Raw genomic sequence first — 21549 nt, forward strand, 5'->3', positions numbered from 1 at the left:
ATGCTCCGGAGCTGCCGCCTCTCCCAGCGGGGGACCTCCCTGCTGGACCTCACCGTCTCCATGGCCGTGGCCGCCGTCATGACCATGATCTGCCTGGCCCAGTGGGACCCCGGCAGTGCCGAGCTCTCGGTGGCCCACCAGGAGATCCGCGGCAGCCTGGAGCAGGCCTTCAGCCTGGCCCGGGCCCGGGGCACGAACGTCACTGTGGCCCTGGGCCAGGCCTCCGGCGCCGGAGAGCACCTTCCGGTGCAGCTCAGCCGCCGGATCAAGTGGGGCAAGCCCGCCCAGATCCCCCTGCCGCCGGGCATGGACGCGCCCACGGTGGCGGCCCGCACGGGCGAGGCCCACCCCATCCTCACGGTCACCCCCCGTCACACGGCCCTGGCCAGCACTTGGTTCCTGAACGATGGCCAGGAAGCGCTCTGCATGCGGCTCTCCGGCCAGGGCCGGCTCCAGGTGCTCCGGTGGCGGCGGGATCGCCAGAAGTGGGTGAGGGTCTGATGCGCATCCTCGACCTCTCCCCCGACCAGCGCCCCCGGGAGCGCCTCCTCGCCGGTCACGGCGAGACCCTCTCGGACGCGGACCTCCTGGCCCTGATCTGGGGCACGGGCCTCCGGGGCCACAGCGCCGTGGAGCTGGCCCAGGCCGTGCTGGGCCGCACCGGCGGCCTGGCGGGCCTCCTGTCCCTGGGCCTCGACGACTGGCTGGGCCAGCCCGGTCTCGGCCCCGCCAAGGCAGGCCAGCTCTGGGCTGCCCTGGAGCTCTCCCGGCGCGCCCAGCGCGGCTCGGACCGGCCCCGCATCACCAGCCCCCGCGCCGCCGGCAGCTACCTGCTGCCCCGCTGCCAGGGCTGGACCGAGGAGCGCTTCGGCCTCCTGGCTCTCAACGCCAAGGGCGACCTGCTGGCCGAGCGCATCCTCAGCCAGGGCACGGCCACCGCCACGCTCATCAGCCCCCGCGAGTTCTTCCGCGAGGCCCTGCGCTACGGCGCCAGCACCGCCCTGGCCTTCCACAACCACCCCAGTGGCGACCCCGCTCCCAGCCGCGAGGACATCCAGCTCACCCGCCGCCTCCAGGCCGCGGGCGAGTCCCTGGGCGTGCCCCTGGCGGACCACCTCATCCTCGGGAGCGAGCGCTATCACAGCTTCCGCGCGGCCGAAGGCTGGGATCAGCGAGGGTAGGCGCGTGTCCAAGTCATCGATAGGGGCTGCATTGACGGCAAAGGGCCATCAGGCAAGGAAGCGGGCGCAGGGCGGTACGGGTTCACCGTTCAAGCCCGGTGACGCAGCCTGGGGGCCCTTTGCCATCAACCCTTCGGGCAGGAGTGGCAGCCGTCGGGATACGGTGTCAAGCTCCTCGTCCTTGGAACCACCAAGGCCTTCGTCGCTTTCCTTGCCTCCCTCGGCTGGCACCCCTGTGCAGCCCCCACCCATGATTTGGACACGCTCCGAGGGCTCAGGGCTTGAAGGGCTCCTTCAGCGGCTCGCCGCAGGCGAGGTCGGTCAGGGTCTCGATGAGCACGTGGACGCCGCGGTGCAGATCCTCGATCGGCACCTGCTCGTCCACGTCGTGCCCCGGGTAGGGCTGGCCGGGGAACCACATGCCGAAGGCGATGGCGTGGGGCATGCGCTTGGCATAGGTGCCGCCTCCGGAGATGGCCGGCCGATCGACCCTTCCGGTGGCGCGGGCATAGTCGGCCATGAGGCGCTTCACCAGCCGGGACTGGGGATCGAAGGCCAGCGGCGTGTCCCCGAAGAAGCCCCCGAAGCTGAAGGTCGCGTGCCGGGCAGTGGCAAACTCGGAGACCACCTGCCGAAGGTGCGCCTCCAGCGCGGGTCCGTAACGCTTCGGCGTCGCGCGGATATTGAGGGTGAGCTTCAGGCCCCCGTCAGTCTCCGGCTTGAGGGTGGCCACGTTCACCGCACATCGGCCCCAGAGCGGGTCGGTTTCAGTGAGTCCCAGCCCGGTCCCGTACAGGTCCGTGCCCGCCTTCCGGGCGAAGGCCAGGAGGTCGTCCGCCCCGCCCGGGGGCAGCTCGCCGTCCAGCAGCCGCGCCAGGGCCACGAGCGCATTGCGACCCCCCTCCAGGTTGACGCCGCCATGGGCGGCCTTGCCCTGGACGGTGACGGTCAGGGAGGCCCCGGCCCCTTCCGGCGCGAGGCTGAAGGCCGCCCGGCATCCGGGATCCAGCGGCCGAGCCTCCAGCCGCTTCCGGAGGTCGGTCAGGGGATCCGTCCCGGTCGCGGAGGCCAGGCGGATCACCGCCCGGTCGGGGACGATGCTCGTGGCCAGGCCCGCCTCCAGGGCCGCCACGGTCCAGGGGCGGTCCGCCGTGGGAGCGGTGGGTCGCTGGGTTGCGAGGGTGAGCGCGTTCCAGGCCTTCTCGCCCACGACCACGGGGAAGGCGGAATCGAGCACGAGGCTGAGGTCCGGCGGCCGGTTCGCCTTCAGGTAGTCCGTGATGTCGGTGTTGGTGCTCTCCTCGTCGCTTCCCACCAGGAGCCGGATGGTGCTGGTCCGGGCGGGGCCCGACTCCTTCAGGGCCTTCATGGCCAGGAGAGCCTGGATCATCGGGCCCTTGTCGTCCGCGGCCCCGCGGCCGAGGACCCGCCCATCCTTCACGGTCCCCGAGAAGGGCGGGATGCTCCAGTGGTCGTCCACGGGCTGCACGTCGCCATGGACGAGGAGGCCGAGCACCGGCGCCCCAGCTCGCGGGCCCGTGGCCGGCAGGTCCACCTCCATCACCTTGCCCGCGTCCCGCACCTCGAAACCCAGGTCCATGGCGAGCGCCTGGAGCCAGGCCTTCTGGTCCGTCCAGGCCTTCGTGTTCCCGGCGACCGTGGGGAAGCGGATCACCTCGGACAGCAGGGGCACCAGCCGGGGCGCGAGGCGGCGGTCGTAGTGGTCGTGGATCGGCCCCGCCGGCTGGGCCGCCCACAGGAGAGAAGGGATCATCAAGGAAAGCAGCATCCGCACCACGACCTCCGCACAGCTGATCCCCGACTATACGTGTGCAGACAGAAATTCCAGCCCGGATTGACGGAACGACAGATTTCGCCTTGAGGCGACAAGGGGCGGAGGCCCGAAGCAGACTGCCCACGATTCAGTGACTTCGAATCCCTCTCTCCCCGCAAAAGCAAAGCCGCCTTTCGGCGGCTTCAGTGGCGGAGAGAGGGGGATTCCCTCCGGCCGCACGATTCGTTCGGCTTTCTGTCCCGGGTCCGACAGCCCTGCGGGCTGTCTCCCCGGGCCAAGACGAAAGCCGGCGATTCTGTGATTTCGAATCCCTCTCTCCCCGCAAAAGCAAAGCCGCCTCGCGGCGGCTTTGGTGGCGGAGAGAGGGGGATTCGAACCCCCGGTACTGGTTTACCCAATACACTCGCTTAGCAGGCGAGCCCGATCGGCCACTCCGGCATCTCTCCAAGGCCTTCCAGATTACCGTTGGGGGCGGTTCCGCACAAGGCTTCTTGCCCAGGGCCGCGCCCAGCCTTCAAGATGGAAGCACGGAGGGATGGCCGAGCGGTTTAAGGCAACGGTCTTGAAAACCGTCGTGGGTGTGAGCTCACCGCGAGTTCGAATCTCGCTCCCTCCGCCACATCAGCGCCCCGCGACGCGGGGCGCCTTGATGAATGCGCGGGGGAGCGTGATTCGAAGTCACTGAATCCCTGGCGCTCGCCTTGGCTCAGGGGGACAGCCGAGTGGGCTGTCGGACCCGGGACAGAAAGCCGGGCGATTCGTGCGGCCTCGGCGTCGTACGTAGCGCGACGCCGAGGAAATCCCGCCCAGCGGCGACCTCACCTTGGCTCAACGGGTTTCAATCGCTTGACGGATCAGAGCTTCATCAAGAAAAAAGGGATTCATCCCCGGGCCGGCGCCGTACCATGGGGGCGTCCAATCCGCCTTCGCGCTCTCGAAGGAGATGGCAGGCGATCTGGACGGATCTTGGTCAAGGCGTCTTCCCGGTTTTCAAGGCCCGACCGCCCCCGGTGGTCTGGGGGTGAAAGGAGGAGGCGATGCTGGACACGCTTCGGTACCGGAGTCTCAACGGGGCCCGCGCCATCCGGCGCTGGGCCGTTCCCTATGTCGGGTCGCGGCTGCGGCCGGACGAGTTCCGGCCCCTGCTCTGCTACCTCTTCACCGACTGGAAGTGCAACATCGATTGCCACTACTGCTTCCAGTACGACAACCACCGGCCGGGCATGTCCCTCGAGACGGCACGCGCCTCCATCGACTGGCTGAAGACGGTGGGCTGCCGGGTCCTCGCCATCATGGGCGGCGAGCCCCTGGTGCGGAAGGACTTCATCCTGGACGTGATCCGCTACGGCAGCGAGAACGGGTTCTTCGTCTACCTGCCCACCAACGGCTACCTCATGGACCGGGCCTTCATCGATGCCGCCGGCGAAGCCGGCGTCACCGCCATCAACCTGGCCGTGGACTGCGTGGCACCGCGGAAGGGCCTGCCGAAGGCGCTCCTGGCCATCGAGCCGCAGTTCCGCTACCTCGTGGCCCAGCAGAAGAAGCACGGCTACATCCTCTTCTTCAACATCAACATCTGCGGCCCGAACCTGCGGGACGTGCGGATGCTCACGGAGATCGCGCGCCAGAACGGCATCGGCACCGACTACCACCTGCTGGAGGATCCGCAGGCCACGGTGGACACGGAGCACTACGCCCACCCCGACAACGACCTGCGCATCCGGCCCGAGCAGTACGAGGAGGTGGACGCGCTGCTGGACTGGCTCATCGAGAAGCAGGACCAGGGCTGGTGCATGGTCAACGCGCCCGAGCACCTCCGGGCCATGAAGGACCGCCTGCGGGGCCGGATCAAGCCCTGGGATTGCCGCGCCGGGCACAACGGCGCGCTGATCAAGCCGGACGGCTCCATCGCGCCCTGCTTCGACCTCATCACGCACCCCTATGACTGGGGGCGCATCTGGAAGCCCGACTTCAACCCCGAGGCGCTGCGGGCCGCGAAGGAGGCCTGCCTGCCCCACTGCTCCTCCACCTGCTTCTACAACCTGGGCACTTACTACAACCTGCGGTCCCTGCCCACCTGGCTCGCCAAGCACGCGAGGATGGGCTGACCCCCAGGGAGGGCAGCGACAGATTTCAAGGCGCGTCAGGCCTTCTTGTGGGCGTGGACCTTCGCGAACATGGCGTCGGTCATGGGCGACACCTTCTTCTTCCCGTGGCAGGTGGCGCACTGGGCCTTGTCCGGCATGATCAGGCCGGCCTTCTTGGCGGCGGCGGGATCCTTCATGACCCGGATGCCCTTGTACTCGCTGCCCGGGCCGTGGCAGCCTTCGCAGTCCAGCACGGGCTTCAGCTTGGCGTGCGGCGAAGCGCTCCAGGACTCGAACTGGACCTTGTGGCACAGCTTGCAGGACGCAGTGCCGATGCGGGTCGGGGCCGCACTGGCAACCGCGCACGCGATGAGCGCCACCACCACAGGACGGATCAGCACCATGGCTTCCTCCTTGGAAGAGGTCTTCACGCTACGCGCCTGTGCCGGATATTTCATCCAACCCACAGGTCCAGATTGAAAACCCGCGCTCAGGGCGTGCGGAAGCGGTGGTGCCGCAGGGGCGGAATGCCGTCGTGCAGGCACAGGCCGCGGGCCGACATCGGCGGGGAGAACCAACGCTCGGTGGCGGGCCGGGTCCGGGGATCCTGGGTCTGGTTCATGGACCAGCGGGAGGCGCGCTCCTCCCCGTCGAGGCGGAAGCGGGCCCGCACCGACCACAGGTACTCTGTGGCCGGAGCCAGGGCGGCTTCAAGGCCGTGCTCCACGTAGGTCTTCTGCATCGGTGGCGCCTCCCCCTCGGAAGGAGACGCGGCGCCGGCCGGATCCAGGCGGGCTTCCAGCCGCATTCCGGTCCGCTCGTAGACCAGCGCGCCCGGACCGCCCCCCACGGAGGCCCAGATCCGGAGGTCGTACCGGACGTCGGTGATGCGCCCGAACAGGCCGCCGACATCGTGATCAAGATCCTCCCGGCGGGGGAAGGCCTCCCACTGCAGGACAGGCCGGAGGCTTTCGACCTGGGGCGAGGCCCCCCCGAAGGGGAGGAGCGTGAGGGCCACGGGCCTGGGCCGGCGGGGCAGCAGTCCGCACGTCGCCGGGCCCAGTTCCTTCGAGATGAAGAAATCCTGGATCAGGAAGGCGGAATCGGCCACGGCCTCGGCCGCCGAATCCAGCGTGGCGTCCACGGCCTCCTGCAGCCGCTTCCCCTCTTCCGCGCCCCATTCCTGGAGGGGGCGCCGGGGGCCGCCGACAGAGAACCGCCGCGTCAGCAGGGCGGTCCCCTTCGGATCCAGCACACGGTAGAGGACCGTCAGCTGGAAGTCGGCCACGGGATGGGAGCCGACGCCGCCGTACAGCCCCCAGGAGAGGGCCGAGACCTCCACCCGCAGGTCCGGCACCGCGCCCGGGACCGCCAGAACCTTCCCCGTTCCGGGCAACCGCTGGACCACCCCCTTCGCCAGTTCGGCCGACAGATCCGCCTGGTTGCGCGCCAGGACCGCCTTCGCCGCCTCGGCATCCTTGGTGGGAATGCCGTGGGCGTAGCCCACAGCGGCCCCGCCCGCACCGCCGATCACGGTGCCTGCGGGCACGAGGATGGGGGCGAGGATGACGAAGAAGGGGCCGGTCTGCAGGGAAGCCAGGAATCCGGCCGTGGCCCCGGTGGCGGCCCCTGTGGCGGCCCCCTTCCCCGCCGCGCGCCCCTTGCCGATCTCGCTCCCGAGCTGGGCCTGGGTGCCGGGCTCGGGGGCCACCGGCACCACCGCCACGGCGACCGCCCCCCTCCGGACGGGCTCCGGCACGGCGGGCGTGTAGGCCAGAGGATGCGGGGTGGCGCAGCCCCAGGCCAGAACGGCCAGGAGACCCGCGGAGAGGCGAACTCCCCGGGCGGGTCTCCCGTGACGGACGGTGGGCATGGCCCCCTCCGGAATGCCGGCTGGATTATCCGACGATCTTCTTCATCCAGCCATGGGGGTCCGGCGCGAGGCCGTGCTGGAGGTTGAGGAGGGACTCGCGCAGCTTGGCGGCCACCGGGCCCGTCTCGCCGTTGTTCACGAGCCACTCGCCCCTGCGGGACTTCACGCGGCCCACGGGCGTGATGACGGCGGCAGTGCCGCAGGCGAAGGTCTCGGTCATGCGGCCTTCGGCGACCGCGGCCTTCCACTCCGCCACGCTGATCTTCCGCTCCTCCGACCGGTAGCCCAGCTCACGGGCCAGCTGCAGCAGGCTGTCGCGGGTGATGCCGGGCAGCAGGGTGCCCGTGAGCTCCGGCGTCACCACCACGGTCTCGCCCTTCTCCTGGTAGACGAAGAAGATGTTCATGCCGCCCATCTCCTCGATGTACTCGCGGTGGATGGCGTCGAGCCACACCACCTGGTCGCAGCCCTCGCCCTTGGCCTGGCTCTGGGCCACGAGGCTGGCGGCGTAGTTGCCCGCGCACTTGGCGAAGCCGGTGCCGCCGGGCGCGGCGCGGACGTAGTCATCGGAGATCCACACGGTCACGGGCTTCACGCCGCCGGAGAAGTAGGCGCCGCTGGGGCTGGCCATGAGGATGAAGAGGTACTCGCTGCTGGCGTGGACGCCCAGGGCGGGCTCGGTGCCGATCATGAGCGGACGCATGTAGAGGCTCTCGCCCACGGCGCCCGGCACCCAGGCCTGGTCCTGGGTGATGAGGGCCCTGGCGGCCTCGAGGAAGCGCTCCTCGGGCAGCTCGGGCATGGCCAGGCGCGCGGCGGAGGTGGCGAACCGGCGGGCGTTGGCCTCAGGGCGGAAGGAGGCGATGCTGCCGTCCTTCTGCTTGTAGGCCTTGAAGCCCTCGAAGATGGCCTGCCCGTAGTGCAGCACGGAGGAGGCCGGCGACATCTCGATGGGGCCGTAGGCCTTCAGCACGCCCTTGCCCCAGCCCTGCCCATCCTTGTAGGGGATCACCACCATGTGGTCGGTGAACACCTGGCCGAACCGGGGATTGGTCATGAGCTTGGCGCGCTGCTCAGGGCTGGCGGCGTGGTCCGAGGGGTGGATCTCGAGGGTGGGGGTGGACATCACGGGATTCACAGGCGCTCCTTGGAGATGAAGTCAGGCCCGGCGGACCAGGTGCCCGAGGCGCGCGATGGCGTCCCGGGTGGTGGCTGGGTCGTGCGTGGAGAAGTTCAGGCGGAGGCAGTTGGTGCCGCGGCCGTCGGCGAAGAAGAGCGGGCCCGGCGCGAAGCCGATGCCGTGCTGCAGGGCGTCCCGGTGCAGGTCCAGGGCGGAGTAGCCCTCGGGGAGGACCACCCACAGATGCATGCCGCCCTTGGGCTCGGAGACCTGGGTGCCCGGGGGGAAGTGCTCCGCCAGGGCCTCCACCATGGCGTCGCGGCGCTCCTTGAGGGCGCGGCGCAGGCGGGCCAGGTGGCGGCGGAAGCCCCCGGTGTCCAGGAAGCGGGCCACCACCGCCTGCAGGAGCGGCGGCTGGCCGATGGTCTGCACCTCCTGGATGAGGGCCATGCGCCGGAGCAGATCGTCCTTCGCGATGAGGTAGCCCAGCCGCAGGCCCGCCGCCAGGGACTTGGAGAAGCTCCCCAGGTGGATGACGTTGTCGGCGCCTTCCAGACGGCGGTAGGGCGGCAGGGAGTGGCCCGAGAAGCGCAGATCGCCGTAGGCGGAGTCCGTCACCACGATCACCCCGTGGGCCCGGGCCACGGCCAGCACGCGCTCCCGGCGCACCTTGGACTGGGTCATGCCCGTGGGGTTGTGGAAGCTGGGCACCGTGAAGAGCAGCTTGGCCTCGCTGCGCTGGAGGGCCGAGGCCAGGCGGTCGGGATCCAGGCCCTGGCGGTCCACGGGCACCGGCACGGCCTCCCGGCCCAGGGCGCGGATGAGGGCCAGGATGCCCACGTAGCAGGGGCTCTCCACCAGCACGCGGTCGCCGGGAACCGTGAAGGATTCCAGCGCCAGGGCCAGGCCGGACTGCGCCCCCGGGAGCGACCGGATGCCCCAGCCCTCGTCGATGGGCTCGCCTTCGGAGGCCAGCCAGCGGGAGACCGCTTCGAGGTAGGGGGGATGGCCCGCCGGCGCGGCGTAGACCCAGACCTCGGGGCCCATCTCCTTGAGGACCTGGGCCGTGATCCGGCGCAGGTGCTCGCCCGGCAGCAGATCCGAGGGGATGAAGCCGGCGGAGAAGCTCACCAGGTGGCGATCCTGGACCCGCTCCAGGGTCTCGCCCAGCCAGGAGCCCAGCTCGCCATCGTGGACCAGCATGGGCGAGCCCTCGAAGGGGAACTCGCTGGTGGCCCGCAGGCCCGGGGCCTCCGGCAGGCGGGGCGCCACGAAGCTGCCCCGGCCCTGCACGGTCTGGATCCAGCCCGTGCGCTTCAGGCCCGCCAGCGCCTTCAGGACGGTCAGGCGATGGACGCCCCAGCGCTGCGCCAGCTCCGGCACCGCGGGCAGGCGCGAGCCCGGCCGCCACTCGCCTTCCTGAATGAGCCCCCTCAGCCGCCGTTGGAGCTGGAGATACAGGGGGCTGGAAGCGCCCGGGTCGAGGGAGGGATCGAGAACCATCCCCATCAGGATCGGTCAATTCGTGGGTGAAAACGATGAATTTCGCAGCCCAGAACAGACCATGTGCCGGGGTGACGGGGGGCCAGGCCATCTCTCAGACCACCCTAGACCAGTCACCGGGGCTCAACCCAGGGCTCAACCCCGGGCTCAACCATGGCCTTTTCGGGACGTCCATAATGGTGATCCGGAGGTTCCATGCGCCGCCTTGCCTTGCCCGCCGCCCTGCTCTCGCTCCTCGCCCTGGGCGCCTGCACGGGCTACAGCGTGAACTACGACTACGATGTGACCGCCTCGTTCGCCCGCTACAAGACCTTCGACTACTACACCTCCAAGAAGGGCACCGGCGGCACCACCAGCCTCATGGACAAGCGGGTCCGCGCCGCCGTCGAGAAGGAGCTCCAGGCCAAGGGCTTCGTCATGGAGACCAAGGCGGATCCCGACTTCCTCGTGACCTACTACCCCATCGTCCATGAGCGCCGGTACCGCACCACCACCCACATGGGCTGGGGATGGGGATGGGGCTACCGGCCCTTCTACGGGGGCGTGGGCACCAGCATGAGCCAGGTCCACACCTACCAGGAAGGCACCATCGTCATCGAGATCGTGGACTTCAAGACCAACCAGATGATCTGGCAGGGCGCCGCCGCCGGCGCGCTCACGGGCCTGAACAACCCCGAGGACGCGGACGAAGTGGTGCCGAAGGCCGTCCGCGACATCCTGGCCAAGTTCCCGCCCCGGTAGCCGGTCCCCGATCAGACCGAGATCCGCTTCGTGTGGCGGAAGAGGTCGTCCGGGTCGTAGGCCCGCTTGATGGCCGCCAGCTGGTCCAGGGTGGACCGACCGTAGGCGGCCTCGATGCGGTCCGCTCCCTCCTCCTCCGTGAGGAAGTTGACGTAGGCGCCTCCCGTCGAACAGGGCCTGGAGGCCTCGAAGCAGTCCCGGGCCCAGCGGATGTTCCCCGCGTCGTCCTCGGGCCGCTCCCAGGCGCTGGCGATGTTCAGCACGTAGGCCGCGTCCCGGTTCCCCGCGGGCGAATGGTCCGCTGGCAGCTCGTTCAGGGCCCCCGCCAGGTGGAACAGGAAGAAGGCCGAGTGGGGCGACACCATGCGCCCCAGGTGGGCCACCCCGATCTCGATGAGCTCCGGGCTGATGCCGGGCAGGTAGTGGGACTTCCAGTAGTAGCGCCGGCCCTTGGGCTGCGTGGCGTCCAGCAGGCTCTGCATCTGGGTGTAGGGGCGGCGGGTCACCGTATCGGCGATGGGGCTTCCGGTCCGGCGCAGGGGGGCCAGCAGGGCCTCGCCCTCTTCGATGCTCCCCGTGTGGCAGACGAAGATGAGTGCCACCGGCTTTCCGTGCTGTTCCTTCGGCAGCCAGGGCGCCGGGGGCGCGGTCCGCAGGGCGGCCACGCAGGTCAGCTCCCGTGGCGCCGCCGCGCTGACGGCGCGATAGGCCTCGAGGACCTGGCGCGCGTCCTCGCCGCGCCAGGCGAGGGCCCCACCCAGGATCTCGGGCCCCACGGGGAACAGCCGGTACTCGAAGGAGGTGACGATCCCGAAGTTGCCGCCGCCGCCCCGGAGGGCCCAGAAGAGGTCCGCGTGGGAACCGGCGGAGACCTGCCGGATCTCCCCGTCCGCCGTCACCACCTCCATGGAGACCACGTTGTCGCAGGTCCAGCCATGGCGGCGCGTGAGGTAGCCGAAACCGCCACCCACGGTGAGCCCCGCGATGCCCGTGGCCGACACGAACCCGAGGACCGTGGCCAGGCCGTGCGCCTGGGTCTCCCGGTCCAGGTCACCCAGGGTGCAGCCGGCCTGGGCCCGGGCCAGGCGCGCCCCGGGATCCACCCACACGCCCCGCATCGTCGAAAGGTCGATCATCAACCCGCCTTCGCAGACCGCCAGTCCGGCGATGTTGTGGCCGCCGCCACGCACGGACACCAGGAGCCCGTGGCGGCGGGCCAAGCGGACCGCCTGGGCGACATCCGCCGTGCCCGCGCACCGGGCGATGAGGCCCGGCCGGCGGTCGATCATCCCGTTCCAGATCCGCCGGGTGTCCTCGTAGCCCTCGTCCCCGGGGACCAGCAGGGCCCCGCTGAACGCCCCACGAAACGCCTGGAACCCCTCGGGCGGGAGGTCCACCTTCCCGCCAGCCATACCGGTGAGCTGAATCGCCATGACGTCCCTCCTCGACGGGATTGGCCCGGATTTTTCCATATGATGCCGGCCGGATCCCAGGCGTTGCTTCCACCGATCAGCCTGATGAATGGGGCCAGACGGGCCCCCTCATGGGACAAAACCGTCCCCAGGACGCTCGGAATCCTTCCGGAGGCGTAAACTGGAAGTCCTCTAGGAGGAGTTCTCATGGCCAAGGTCACCCTCAAAGGCAATCCATTCAACACCGCCGGCGATCTGCCGAAGGTGGGTTCGGCGGCTCCGGCCTTCACCCTGGTGCGCACGGACCTCTCCGAGGTCTCCAACAAGGATCTGGCCGGCCAGCGCGTGGTGCTGAACGTCTTCCCCAGCCTGGACACGCCCACCTGCGCGGCCAGCGTGCGCAAGTTCAACGCCCGCGCCAACGAGAAGCCCAACACGACCATCCTCTGCGTGAGCGCGGACCTGCCCTTCGCGCAGAAGCGCTTCTGCGGCGCCGAGGGCCTGGACAACGTGGTGCCCGCCTCCGTCTTCCGCGCCCCCGACTTCGGCAAGGCCTACGGCGTGACCCTGACGGACGGGCCCATGAAGGGTCTGCTCGCCCGCGCGGTGGTGGTGGTGGACGGCTCCGGCAAGGTGATCCACACCGAGCTGGTGCCCGAGATCGCGCAGGAGCCCGACTACAACGCCGCGCTGGCGGTGCTGTAGGCTCAGGCTTCAGTCTTCAGTTGTTGGCGAGCGGCCCTTCGGGGCCGCTCTTCTATTCCACCTGGAAGGCGGCGGCGGTGGCCTTGAGGGACTGGGCCACGCCGGCCAGGTCTCGGGTGGTGATGGCCAGTTCCGGCGCGGTGTTCGCCAGCTGGGCGGCGGCGAGCTGGACTTCGCCCGCGGAGGCCTGGCTGGCCTGCATCCGCCGGCTCACCTCGCCGCTGACCTTGGACTGCTCCTCCGCCGCCTGATGGATCTCGGCCGCCACCGCCTCGACGGCCCCCAGGGTCTCCTTCACGCGCATCAGCACCTGCAGGATGGCCGCCGCCTGGCCTTCGCCTTCGCTGATCATCGGGTGGAGCGAGGCGTCCGAGCGCGCCTTCAGCCCGTGCAGGAGGTCCACCAAGGTCTGGGCGCGCCCGCAGGCGCCCTTCACTTCCAGGCCGGCGGCCTGCCCATCGTCCACCATGGCGTCCAGACTCGCCCGCACCTGGAGGACCGAGGTCTGGAGCTGGGCGACGGCATAGGCCACGTCCTCGGAAGCCTGGCGCTGGACCCGGCTACTGTTCGCGAGCTGCTGGGTGGCGGCGGAGACCTGCTCCGCGCTGGCGGAAAGCCCCGTGGCGCCGGTGGACACGCGGAAGGCATGGGCCTGGAGCGTCCGCGCCAGCTCCCGGAGGTGGGCGCTCATGGCGTTGAAGGCCTCGGTCATCCGGCCCGTCTCGTCGTGGCTGCGCACCGGCAGCTGGACGCGCAGATCGCCGTTCGTCATGCGGGCCATGCCGTCCGCCAGGGCGTGGATGGGCTCGGTGAGCAGCACCGTGGCGCGCCAGGTCCAGAGCAGCACCACCAGGCCGAAGAGGCTGAACCCCGCCGCCAGCAGCCAGCTCTTGGTGCGGGCGCCCCGCTCCAGCCCCTGGGCATCGGCCAGGATGTCCCTGCTCATCCGGTCCTGGACCCCCTTGAGGGCCTGCAGTTCCTCCGAAGCCGCCTTGGCCCAGGTCTCCGGATCCTCGATCACCCGCCCGGCCTGGACCAGGTCGCGCATGCGCTGGAGCTCGGGGGCGAAGGGCCCCGCCAGGGCCTTCCGGTAGTCCTCGCGGGCCGCTTCCGGAGCCGCGGAGAGGAAGGCCTCACCCTGGGCCTTCTGGGCGTCCAGCAGCGCCAGGAAGCGCTCCTGGGTGGCCACGTCCATGGTGCCGTGGGAGAAGACGTTGGAGAGGAGAGCGCCTTCGAGGCCCGCGGATTCCTTGGCCCGGATCAGGGTTCCGAAGGCCTGGAAGCGGCTCTCCAGCGGCGTTCCGGCAGCCGGCAGCATGAGCTGGTTCTGGACCCGGAGCAGCGCGTCCACCTCGCGGGTGTAGCCGTCGATCATCTCCAGGCTGGCGCCGCGCAGATCCGTGCGGCGCCGGAGATCCCTGATGCGGGCCCCATCCCGGATCTGGGCCGGGAACAGGGCTTTGAGCTCCGGCTCGGTCCCGGAGAGGATGCCGTCGAGGGCCGCCCGCTCCCGATCCACCGCATCCCGGCCGCGCGACATGGGAGCCTGGAGGACGCCTTCACTGCCGAGGAAGAGGGCCGTCCCCGAGGATTCCGCCTGGAGGGCATGGACCAGGTTGCCCACCTCCACCGAGAGGCTCGAAGCCGCCCGCAGCCGCTGCATCCGCTCCAGCAGCCGGGTCTGGTTGGCCACCACCAGCCCCGACAGCAGGGCGCCGCCCACCACCGGAAGGAGCACCAGGCCGAGCAGCTTGATGCGGATGCGGACGTGGAGGAGGTCGAAGATCATGGGTCACCCGGGGCCGGTCGCGGCAGATCCCACCAGTGTGGAAGCTTTGCTTCGATTCAGGGGACCATCGGGTAGTTATTTGATCAAGATCACCGCCAGGGCCGGTTTCTTCAAGCCTTCAGCCGATGCGGTCCATCCGGCGGAGCCCGGGCACCTTCCAGGCGGTGGTCGCCACCACCAGCAGGGTCATGCAGCCGCCGAAGATCACGGAAGGCACCAGACCCAGCAGCCGCGCCGCCAGGCCGCTCTCGAAGGCGCCGATCTCGTTGCTGGAGCCGATGAACACCTGGTTCACCGAGGACACCCGGCCCAGCATGTGCTCGGGCGTGAGGGTCTGGAGCAGGGTGGCCCGCAGCACCACGCTGACGTTGTCTACGGCCCCGCTGGCGGCCAGCAGCAGCAGACTGAGCGCGAAGCTCCGGCTCAGGGCGAAGGCGATCATGGCCGCACCGAAACCCGCCACGCAGAGCAGCAATGTGCGCCCGGCCCGCCGCAGGGGCGGCAGGTGGGCCAGGGTGATCCCCATGAGCACCGAGCCCGCGGCCGGCGCCGCACGCAGGGCGCCGAGCCCCTGGGGGCCCACCTTCAGGACCTCCTTGGCGAACACGGGCAGCACCGCCACGGCCCCCCCGAAGAGCACCGCGAAGAGATCGAGGCTGATGGCCCCCAGCAGCAGCCGCTGGGAGAACACGAAGCGCAGGCCCTCGCCCAGGCTCGCCAGCACCGAGCCCACCCGCGGCGCCACCGGCCTGGGTGCGTAGCGGATGAAGAGCAGGCCCAGCGTGCCGCAGGCCAGGAGCAGCATCACCAGGAAGTGGGCCAGAGCCGGGCCCCGCCAGGCGTAGACGAGCCCGCCCAGCGCGGGACCCACCACCATGCCCGTGTGGAAGACGGACACCCGCCAGGTGGAGCCGTTCGCGTAGAGCGCCTTGGGGAGCAGATCCGTGCCCAGGGCCACATTGGCAGGGCGGTAGAAGGCCCGCACCAGGCCCGTGAGGAAGATGACGGCGTAGATGGGCCAGACGGCACGGGCCAGCGGGCCGGTGGAGCAGCGCCAGGTGAAGGTCCACAGCAGGCCCGAACAAAGCGCGAGGCCCAGGGTGGCGGCCATGCAGAGGCGCAGGCGGTTCGCCCGGTCCGCCGCGTGGCCGCCGAACAAGGCCGTGGCCAGGAAGGGCAGCGCCTCGGAGAGGCCCACCAGGCCCAGGGCCAGGGGGTCGCCGGTGCGGTCATAGACCTGCCAGCCCACCACCACGCCCTGCATCTGCAGGCCGAGCGTGACGAGCCCCATGGTCGCGATGAACCAGCGGTAGTTCCCGTCCCTCAGGGCGGCATAGGGGTCGTGCGTCGCCGCTGCGTCAGACACGCCGGATCACTCGTACCTCAGGGCGTCGATCACATCCAGCTTGGCGGCCTTCACCGCCGGCAGGAACCCCGCCGCCACGCCCACCAGGCCTGAGAAGCCCAGGCCCAGGGCCACGGCCCAGGATTCGGTCACGGCGGGCACGGCGAACTTCTGGAGGACGAACACGGCGCTGTAGGCGAAGGCGATGCCGATGAGACCTCCCAGCACGGACAGCACGATGGCCTCGATGAGGAACTGCCAGAGGATGCTGTGCTGCGTCGCCCCCAGGGCCCGGCGGATGCCGATCTCCCGGGTGCGCTCCGTGACGCTCACCAGCATGATGTTGGAGATGCCGATGCCGCCCACCACCAGGGAGATGCTGGCGGCCACGGCGAGCAGCGCCGTGAGGATGCCCGCCTGCTGGGTCTGCATTTGCACGATGTCGTCCTGCTTGCGGATCTGGAAGGGGTTGTCGTCCTTGGGGGCGACCTTCATGCGCTGGCGCAGCAGCGCGGTGACCTCCGCCTCGGCCAGCTCGGCCTTGCCCTCCTGGGCGCTCACCATGATGCGCTGGATCTTGTCGCGGCCCATGATCTTGCGCATGACCGTGGTGTAGGGCGCCACGATGAGGTCGTCCTGGTCGCCGAACATGCCCGCGCCCTTCTTCTCCAGCACGCCCACCACCTGGAAGGGCAGCGCCCCCACGCGGATGGTGAGGCCCACGGGATCCTCCCCGTTGGGGAAGAGGTTGTCCTTCACGGTCTGGCCGATGACGCAGACCTTGGCCATGCCGCGAACCTCGGTGTCGGTGAAGAAGCGGCCGCTCTCCACCTCCCAGCCCCGGATCTGCAGGAACTCGGGGCCGGTGCCCTGCACCTGGGTCACGTAGTTGCTGTTCTGGTAGATGATGGGCCGGGTGGTCTGGACCTGGGCCGTGGCGGCCACCACGCTGCTCTGGGCGAGCTCCTGCTGGATCAGCGGGGGATCGCTCTCCAGGAGGATGTCGGCGCTGCCCATGGCCATGGGGCCGAAGCGGTTGCCGCCGGCCCCGGGGAAGATGGTGAGCATGTTGGAGCCCATGTTCTGGATGAGGGCGATGGAGGCCCGCTTGGAGCCCTCGCCGATGCCGATCATGGCGATGACGGCCCCCACGCCCACGATGATGCCGAGCATGGTGAGGAAGGCCCGCATCTTGTTCCGCGTGATGGCGAAAAGGGCGAGTTTGAGGAATTCCAGGAATCGCATGGACCCCTCCGGCTACCGCCGTCCGCCGTTCATTCCGCCGGAGGCGCCGTTGGTCGGCTTGGTGTTCTCCACACCGGTGAGGATCATCATCCCCTCCTGCAGGCCTTCCCCCGTGATCTCCGTGAACTGGCCATCCGAGATGCCGGCCTTCACGACCAGCGCCTTGGGCTTCCCGGCCTCCAGCACCCAGACCCGGTCCTCGCGCCTGGCCACCACGCCGCCCTTGCTGCCCGACGTGCTCTGGGCGCCGGAGCGCGGCGGCCCCATCATCATGGGCCCGCCCAGCCGCGGCCCCTCGGTCTTCTTCTCCTCCTTGAGGAAGGCGGCGGGATTGAAGCGGAGGGCCGCGTTCGGCACCCGCAGCACATCCCGCTTCTGGTTGGTGATGATGGTGACATTGGCCGTCATGCCGGACCGGAGGGCCAGGTCGCCCGTGAACTTGGGGCCGCCCAGCAGGCTGGCGCCGCCGGGAGTCCGGGCGAGGGCCATGCGGTCCGCCGGGACCGCGCTGGGCTTCATCGTCGGGCGGGCCGTCTGGGTGGCGCTCGCGGCTTGGCGATCCTTGAACCGCTTGAGGAACTGCTCCTTGGTGACGCCCTGCGCCTCCATGCGCTCCTTCATGCGTTCCCAGGCCTTTTCGGGATCCCGCGCGCCGCCCGCCGGTGCGCCAGAGGTGGCGGGTTCACCACCGGGCCCGGAGAGAGGCTCGTTGGGCACCACCATCTCCACCACGTAGTTCACCACGTTGCTGGTGGTGATGGGCTCCTGCCGCACCAGGCTCACCGTGGCCGCGAACTGCTTGTCCGGCAGGCTGTCCACGGTGAACATGGCCCGCTGGCCCACCTGCACCTCGTCGATGTCCGACTCGCCGATGGACACCTGGACCTTCATCTTCGACAGATCCTGGGCGATCTGGAACAGGTTCGGCGTGCTGAAGCTGGCCGCCACGGTCTGGCCCACGTCGGCCAGCCGGGAGATCACCACGCCGTCCACCGGGGCCGTGATGTCACAGTAGCCACGGTTGGCCTTGGCCCGGGCCAGGGAAGCCTGGGCGGACTCCAGGTTACCGCGGGCGTTCTTGAGGGCCGTCTCCTTGGTGTCGAGATCCTGGTCCGCCAGGAGCTTGTCCATGGCCAGGCGCTTGCTGCGGTCATAGTCGGCCTTGGCGAAATCGTAGGCGGCCTGGGCGCGGAGCAGGCTGGCCTGGGCATCCTGGAGCTGGGTGTCCCAGACGGTCGGGTCGATCTGGGCGATGAGCTGCCCCTTCTTCACGATGCTGTTGTAATCCACGTAGAGGGCCGAGATCACGCCGGACACCTGGGTGCCCACGGCCACCTGCACCACGGGGCTCACCGCGCCGGTGGCATTGATGCGCTGGGTGATGTTGCCGCGGTCCACCTTGGCTGAGCGCCACTTGATCTCTTCCTTGGGACGGGTGAGCAGGTAGGTCGCCCCCCCCGCCACCACCACGACGCCGATGCCGAGGCCGATCCAGGTGTTCCGTTTCATGACGCCGCGCTCCGCTTCTCAAGGGTCCGAACAGGGGCCCAGCCCTGTACCTTCGCATAACGATGTATGGACCACCAGGGAAGGTTCCCGGTTGAAGCCGGAAAACTGGAAATCTAGCGGAGCAGCCCCAGGCCTTCCGTGATGGCCCGCTTCGCGAACCCGTCCGCCAGGGCGTACTGGATGAAGCCGCCCGCCAGGACGATGGCCGCGGACACCAGCACGGCGGCGCCCGCCAGGGGGGCGCGGACCGCCGGGCGATCCGAGGCCAGACGCTCGGCCTCGGCGCTGGGGGCCTGGAGGAAGAGGGCCACCAGGAACCGCAGGTAGTAATAGGCGGACACCAGGCTCGCGATGACGCCGAGGATGGCCAGGCCCACATGGCCCGTGCCCACCAGCTCGCGGAAGATCATGTACTTGCCGTAGAAGCCGCCCAGGGGCGGAATGCCCGCCAGGCTCAGCATGAAGACGGCGGCCGAGAAGCCCATGGCCGGACGCTTCCAGCCCAGGCCCCGCAGGTCCTCGAAGGTGGTCTGCTCGCCCACCAGGCCGAAGGCGGTCAGGAGGCCGAAGGCGCCCATGTTCATGGCCAGGTAGATGACCAGGTAGAACAGCACGCCCGTGTAGGCGGCCGGGGTTCCGGCCACGAAGCCCAGCATGAGGTAGCCCGCGTGGCTGATGCTGGAATAGGCCAGCATCCGCTTCACGTTGGACTGCACCAGGGCCGTGAGGTTGCCGAGCACCAGCGTGGCGACGGCCAGCACCGCGAGCACCGCCTGCATCTTCGCCCCCACGGGGCCCAGGGAGCCGAAACTTCCGGGGAAGACGCGCAGAAGGGCGATGAAGGCCACGCCCTTGGTGGCCACGGACATGAAGCCGGCGATGGGATGGGGCGAGGCCTCGTAGGCGTCCGGCGTCCACTGGTGGAAGGGGACGGCGGAGACCTTGAAGAGGAAGCCCAGCAGCATCAGGGCGGCGCCCACCAGCACCAGGGGATCGAAGGTGAGTCCCTGGACCGTGAGGATGGAGGCCGCGGCGGCCAGGTCGAAGGTCCCGCTCAGGCCGTAGGTGAGCACCCCGCCCATGAGGAAGCAGCTGGAGGCCACGGCTCCGGTCAGGAAGTACTTCATGCCGCCTTCGGCGCTCTCGGAACGGGCCCGCACGGTGCCCACCAGGGCATAGAGGGGGATGCTGAACAGCTCCAGCCCCAGGAAGAGCACCACGAAGTGGGTGGTGGAGGCGAAGAGCACCATGCCCACCACGGCGAAGAGCAGCAGGGCGAGGGTCTCTCCCTTCACCCAGCCTTCCTGGTGGAAGTGGTCCCAGCTCTGCAGGATGGTGAGGGCCGCGGCCACGGCCACGAAGATGCCCGTGAACTGGGCCAGGCGATCCATGTGGAGCTGGAAGAAGGCCGGCTGGCTGCCGGTCCTCCAGAGATCGGTCAGGTACCAGAAGCTGGCGCCCACGGCGAGGAGGGCCGTGCCGTACATGGCGCCCCGGATCCACTTGGTGGTGGCCTGGTCCTTGTCGATGGACATCAGGATGACCAGGCAGGCGCCGAAGGCCGGGATGAGCAGCGGCAGCAGGGCCGCCCACTGGCTGGGGGTGAGGCTCATTGGTGCACCTCGTGGGCGGTGGGAGCTTCGGGGGCGTGGGCGCCGGCGGCGCCGACAGCCTCATGGGCCTCGGAAGCCTCATGCACGGCGGGGGTCAGGATGAAGGTCCGGGGCGCCGGGGCCTTCACCTCCTGGAGGAGGGCGGTCACGGGCGTCTCGCTGGCGGCCACGAAGGTCTTCGGGTGGACACCCATCCAGACGATGAGCACGACGACGGGCAGCATCACGGCGATCTCCCGGGCGTTGAGGTCGCTGTGCAGGTGGTGGGTGCCGCTATCCTCGTCCTTGTTCTCAGGGCCCCAGAAGACCCGCATGAACATCCAGAGCATGTAGACCGCGCCGAGCACCACGCCGGACGTGGCGAGGCACGCGTAGAGGCGGCCCCACTGGAAGCCGGAGAGGAAGGTGCCGTTGAGGATCCAGAACTCGCCCACGAACCCGTTGGTGAGGGGCAGGCCGATGGAGCTGAGCGTCACGATCATGAAGAAGGTGGTGAAGATGGGCATCTTCACGGCGACGCCGCCGAAGTCGGCGATCATGCGGGTGTGGGCCCGGTCGTAGAGCATGCCCACCAGGAGGAAGAGCGCGCCCGTGCTGATGCCGTGGTTCAGCATCTGGAGCATGGCGCCCTGGGTGCCGATGACGGTCATGGAGGCCAGCCCCAGCATCACGAAGCCCATGTGGCTCACGGAGGAGTAGGCCACCAGCTTCTTGATGTCGCGCTGGACCATGGCCACCAGGGCCCCGTAGACGATGGCGATGACGCTCAGCAGGGCGATGGGCTTGGCGTAGTGCATCGCCGCCTGGGGGAACATGGGGATGGCGAAGCGGATGAAGCCGTATCCGCCCAGCTTCAGCAGCACGCCGGCGAGGATGACGGAGCCCGCCGTGGGCGCCTGCACGTGGGCGTCCGGAAGCCAGGTGTGCAGCGGGAAGAGCGGCACCTTGATGGCGAAGGCCACGGCGAAGGCGATGAACAGCCAGCCCTGGACGCCGAAGGGCAGCGCGGAGGCCGCCTGGGCCATCACGGCGGGATTGAAGCCGCCGGCCTTGTTGGCCAGGTAGAGCAGCGCCACCAGCCACAGGAGCGATCCGCTCAGCGTGTAGAGGAAGAACTTGTTGGCGGCGTAGCGGCGCTCATCGCCGCCCCAGACCCCGATCATGAAGTACATCGGGATCAGCATGGCTTCCCAGAACAGGTAGAACACGAACAGGTCCTGGGCCACCAGGGCGCCCAGCATGCCGGTCTCCAGGAGGAGGAACAGGGCCGCGAAGGTGCCGAGGCGGTCCTTGAGGCTGTTCCAGGTGCCCAGCATGGTGAGGGGCACGAGGAAGGTCGTGAGGAGGACCAGCCACAGGTTCAGGCCGTCCACCGCCAGCGCGTAGTCCACGGGCAGGCCCACCAGCGTGAACCAGGGGGTGCGCTCGGCCATGACCGTGCCGCCCGCGGCAGGCGCGTGGCCCAGCAGCCAGGCGAGGCTCAGGACGAAGATGGCCAGGGCGCCCAGGAAGCCCAGCAGGCGCGCCAGCTTGCCCAGCGCGTGCGGCAGGGCCATGAGGAGGAAGCCCAGGACGGTCGGCGCGAAGACCAGGAAGGTGAGGGGATGGAGGTTCAGCCAGGTCATCGCCCC

General features: G+C 69.6%; 17 protein-coding genes and 2 tRNA genes. 6 read left to right on the top strand and 13 right to left on the bottom strand.

Annotation, left to right across the window (positions count from 1 at the left end; translation table 11 throughout):
- Together MLE42_RS06090 and radC are read left to right on the top strand one after the other, a co-directional pair.
- Complete coding sequence (locus tag MLE42_RS06090; protein ID WP_243286999.1) at nt 1-501, top strand: pilus assembly FimT family protein; 501 nt, start codon at nt 1-3, stop codon at nt 499-501.
- Entirely contained in the window at nt 501-1181 is a 681-nt protein-coding gene (radC, locus tag MLE42_RS06095) for a RadC family protein (RefSeq protein ID WP_243287000.1), read from the top strand. Before MLE42_RS06090 ends, radC begins: the two co-directional genes overlap by 1 nt.
- 274 nt (nt 1182-1455) lie before the next feature.
- Here radC and MLE42_RS06100 read toward each other — a convergent pair whose 3' ends face one another.
- Nucleotides 1456-2955, bottom strand: coding sequence for a Sapep family Mn(2+)-dependent dipeptidase (locus tag MLE42_RS06100; RefSeq protein ID WP_243287001.1), 1500 nt, complete (start codon nt 2953-2955; stop codon nt 1456-1458).
- Nucleotides 2956-3329: 374 nt separating this feature from the next.
- Nucleotides 3330-3422, bottom strand: a tRNA-Ser gene (locus MLE42_RS06105).
- A gap of 83 nt (nt 3423-3505) precedes the next feature.
- On the opposite strand from MLE42_RS06105, the gene MLE42_RS06110 reads away from it, so the two are divergent.
- Nucleotides 3506-3595, top strand: a tRNA-Ser gene (locus MLE42_RS06110).
- 418 nt (nt 3596-4013) lie between these two features.
- The gene (locus MLE42_RS06115; RefSeq protein WP_243287002.1) at nt 4014-5084 is read left to right on the top strand and encodes a radical SAM protein; all 1071 of its coding nucleotides are present in this window, start codon (nt 4014-4016) and stop codon (nt 5082-5084) included.
- A gap of 35 nt (nt 5085-5119) precedes the next feature.
- On the opposite strand, the gene MLE42_RS06120 is transcribed toward MLE42_RS06115, so the two are convergent.
- From MLE42_RS06120 to MLE42_RS06135, 4 genes are read right to left on the bottom strand one after another with little or no spacing between them, the layout of a single operon-like run.
- A complete protein-coding gene (locus MLE42_RS06120) occupies nt 5120-5494 on the bottom strand; it encodes a cytochrome c family protein (protein WP_243287003.1) in 375 nt (124 codons plus the stop codon).
- Nucleotides 5495-5553: 59 nt separating this feature from the next.
- A complete protein-coding gene (locus tag MLE42_RS06125; RefSeq protein WP_243287004.1) occupies nt 5554-6936 on the bottom strand; it encodes a hypothetical protein in 1383 nt (460 codons plus the stop codon).
- A gap of 25 nt (nt 6937-6961) precedes the next feature.
- Nucleotides 6962-8062, bottom strand: coding sequence for a branched-chain amino acid aminotransferase (locus MLE42_RS06130; protein WP_243287005.1), 1101 nt, complete (start codon nt 8060-8062; stop codon nt 6962-6964).
- A 33-nt stretch (nt 8063-8095) separates the two neighbouring features.
- Nucleotides 8096-9559 carry an aminotransferase-like domain-containing protein gene (locus MLE42_RS06135; protein WP_243287006.1) on the bottom strand — a complete coding sequence of 488 codons (1464 nt, stop codon included), beginning with the start codon at nt 9557-9559 and terminating at the stop codon, nt 8096-8098.
- A gap of 195 nt (nt 9560-9754) precedes the next feature.
- On the opposite strand from MLE42_RS06135, the gene MLE42_RS06140 reads away from it, so the two are divergent.
- On the top strand, nt 9755-10300 hold the full coding sequence (locus MLE42_RS06140) for a DUF4136 domain-containing protein (RefSeq protein WP_243287007.1): 546 nt from the start codon (nt 9755-9757) through the stop codon (nt 10298-10300).
- A gap of 11 nt (nt 10301-10311) precedes the next feature.
- Here MLE42_RS06140 and MLE42_RS06145 read toward each other — a convergent pair whose 3' ends face one another.
- Nucleotides 10312-11733 carry an FAD-binding oxidoreductase gene (locus MLE42_RS06145; RefSeq protein ID WP_243287008.1) on the bottom strand — a complete coding sequence of 474 codons (1422 nt, stop codon included), beginning with the start codon at nt 11731-11733 and terminating at the stop codon, nt 10312-10314.
- A gap of 186 nt (nt 11734-11919) precedes the next feature.
- Here MLE42_RS06145 and tpx point away from each other — a divergent pair, with 186 nt between their 5' ends.
- Nucleotides 11920-12417 (top strand): thiol peroxidase, encoded by a 498-nt coding sequence (gene tpx, locus MLE42_RS06150; RefSeq protein ID WP_243287009.1) that lies wholly within the window; start codon nt 11920-11922, stop codon nt 12415-12417.
- A 52-nt stretch (nt 12418-12469) separates the two neighbouring features.
- Here tpx and MLE42_RS06155 read toward each other — a convergent pair whose 3' ends face one another.
- From MLE42_RS06155 to MLE42_RS06180, 6 genes are all read right to left on the bottom strand, one after another.
- Nucleotides 12470-14206, bottom strand: coding sequence for a nitrate- and nitrite sensing domain-containing protein (locus MLE42_RS06155; protein ID WP_243287010.1), 1737 nt, complete (start codon nt 14204-14206; stop codon nt 12470-12472).
- Nucleotides 14207-14324: 118 nt separating this feature from the next.
- A complete protein-coding gene (locus MLE42_RS06160) occupies nt 14325-15572 on the bottom strand; it encodes an MFS transporter (protein WP_243287011.1) in 1248 nt (415 codons plus the stop codon).
- A 6-nt stretch (nt 15573-15578) separates the two neighbouring features.
- Complete coding sequence (locus tag MLE42_RS06165) at nt 15579-16796, bottom strand: ABC transporter permease (RefSeq protein ID WP_243287012.1); 1218 nt, start codon at nt 16794-16796, stop codon at nt 15579-15581.
- Between the two features lie 12 nt (nt 16797-16808).
- The gene (locus MLE42_RS06170) at nt 16809-18305 is read right to left on the bottom strand and encodes an efflux RND transporter periplasmic adaptor subunit (RefSeq protein WP_243287013.1); all 1497 of its coding nucleotides are present in this window, start codon (nt 18303-18305) and stop codon (nt 16809-16811) included.
- Nucleotides 18306-18418: 113 nt separating this feature from the next.
- On the bottom strand, nt 18419-19918 hold the full coding sequence (locus MLE42_RS06175; RefSeq protein WP_243287014.1) for an NADH-quinone oxidoreductase subunit N: 1500 nt from the start codon (nt 19916-19918) through the stop codon (nt 18419-18421).
- Nucleotides 19915-21543: a complex I subunit 4 family protein gene (locus MLE42_RS06180; protein ID WP_243287015.1), complete on the bottom strand. Its 1629-nt coding sequence runs from the start codon at nt 21541-21543 to the stop codon at nt 19915-19917. The genes MLE42_RS06175 and MLE42_RS06180 overlap by 4 nt, the downstream gene beginning before the upstream one ends.
- Nucleotides 21544-21549: the final 6 nt, after the last annotated feature.

Source organism: Geothrix terrae (assembly GCF_022808775.1).
Classification (GTDB): Bacteria; Acidobacteriota; Holophagae; order Holophagales; family Holophagaceae; genus Geothrix; species Geothrix terrae.

What these genes read in the sequence shown, in the direction of transcription:
- MLE42_RS06090 (WP_243286999.1), top strand. Translation starts at nt 1, where the DNA reads ATGCTCCGGAGCTGCCGCCTCTCCCAGCGGGGGACCTCCCTGCTGGAC.
- radC (WP_243287000.1), top strand. Translation starts at nt 501, where the DNA reads ATGCGCATCCTCGACCTCTCCCCCGACCAGCGCCCCCGGGAGCGCCTC.
- MLE42_RS06100 (WP_243287001.1), bottom strand. Translation starts at nt 2,955, where the DNA reads ATGATCCCTTCTCTCCTGTGGGCGGCCCAGCCGGCGGGGCCGATCCAC.
- MLE42_RS06115 (WP_243287002.1), top strand. Translation starts at nt 4,014, where the DNA reads ATGCTGGACACGCTTCGGTACCGGAGTCTCAACGGGGCCCGCGCCATC.
- MLE42_RS06125 (WP_243287004.1), bottom strand. Translation starts at nt 6,936, where the DNA reads ATGCCCACCGTCCGTCACGGGAGACCCGCCCGGGGAGTTCGCCTCTCC.
- MLE42_RS06130 (WP_243287005.1), bottom strand. Translation starts at nt 8,062, where the DNA reads ATGTCCACCCCCACCCTCGAGATCCACCCCTCGGACCACGCCGCCAGC.
- MLE42_RS06135 (WP_243287006.1), bottom strand. Translation starts at nt 9,559, where the DNA reads ATGGTTCTCGATCCCTCCCTCGACCCGGGCGCTTCCAGCCCCCTGTAT.
- MLE42_RS06140 (WP_243287007.1), top strand. Translation starts at nt 9,755, where the DNA reads ATGCGCCGCCTTGCCTTGCCCGCCGCCCTGCTCTCGCTCCTCGCCCTG.
- MLE42_RS06145 (WP_243287008.1), bottom strand. Translation starts at nt 11,733, where the DNA reads ATGGCGATTCAGCTCACCGGTATGGCTGGCGGGAAGGTGGACCTCCCG.
- tpx (WP_243287009.1), top strand. Translation starts at nt 11,920, where the DNA reads ATGGCCAAGGTCACCCTCAAAGGCAATCCATTCAACACCGCCGGCGAT.
- MLE42_RS06155 (WP_243287010.1), bottom strand. Translation starts at nt 14,206, where the DNA reads ATGATCTTCGACCTCCTCCACGTCCGCATCCGCATCAAGCTGCTCGGC.
- MLE42_RS06165 (WP_243287012.1), bottom strand. Translation starts at nt 16,796, where the DNA reads ATGCGATTCCTGGAATTCCTCAAACTCGCCCTTTTCGCCATCACGCGG.
- MLE42_RS06170 (WP_243287013.1), bottom strand. Translation starts at nt 18,305, where the DNA reads ATGAAACGGAACACCTGGATCGGCCTCGGCATCGGCGTCGTGGTGGTG.
- MLE42_RS06175 (WP_243287014.1), bottom strand. Translation starts at nt 19,918, where the DNA reads ATGAGCCTCACCCCCAGCCAGTGGGCGGCCCTGCTGCCGCTGCTCATC.
- MLE42_RS06180 (WP_243287015.1), bottom strand. Translation starts at nt 21,543, where the DNA reads ATGACCTGGCTGAACCTCCATCCCCTCACCTTCCTGGTCTTCGCGCCG.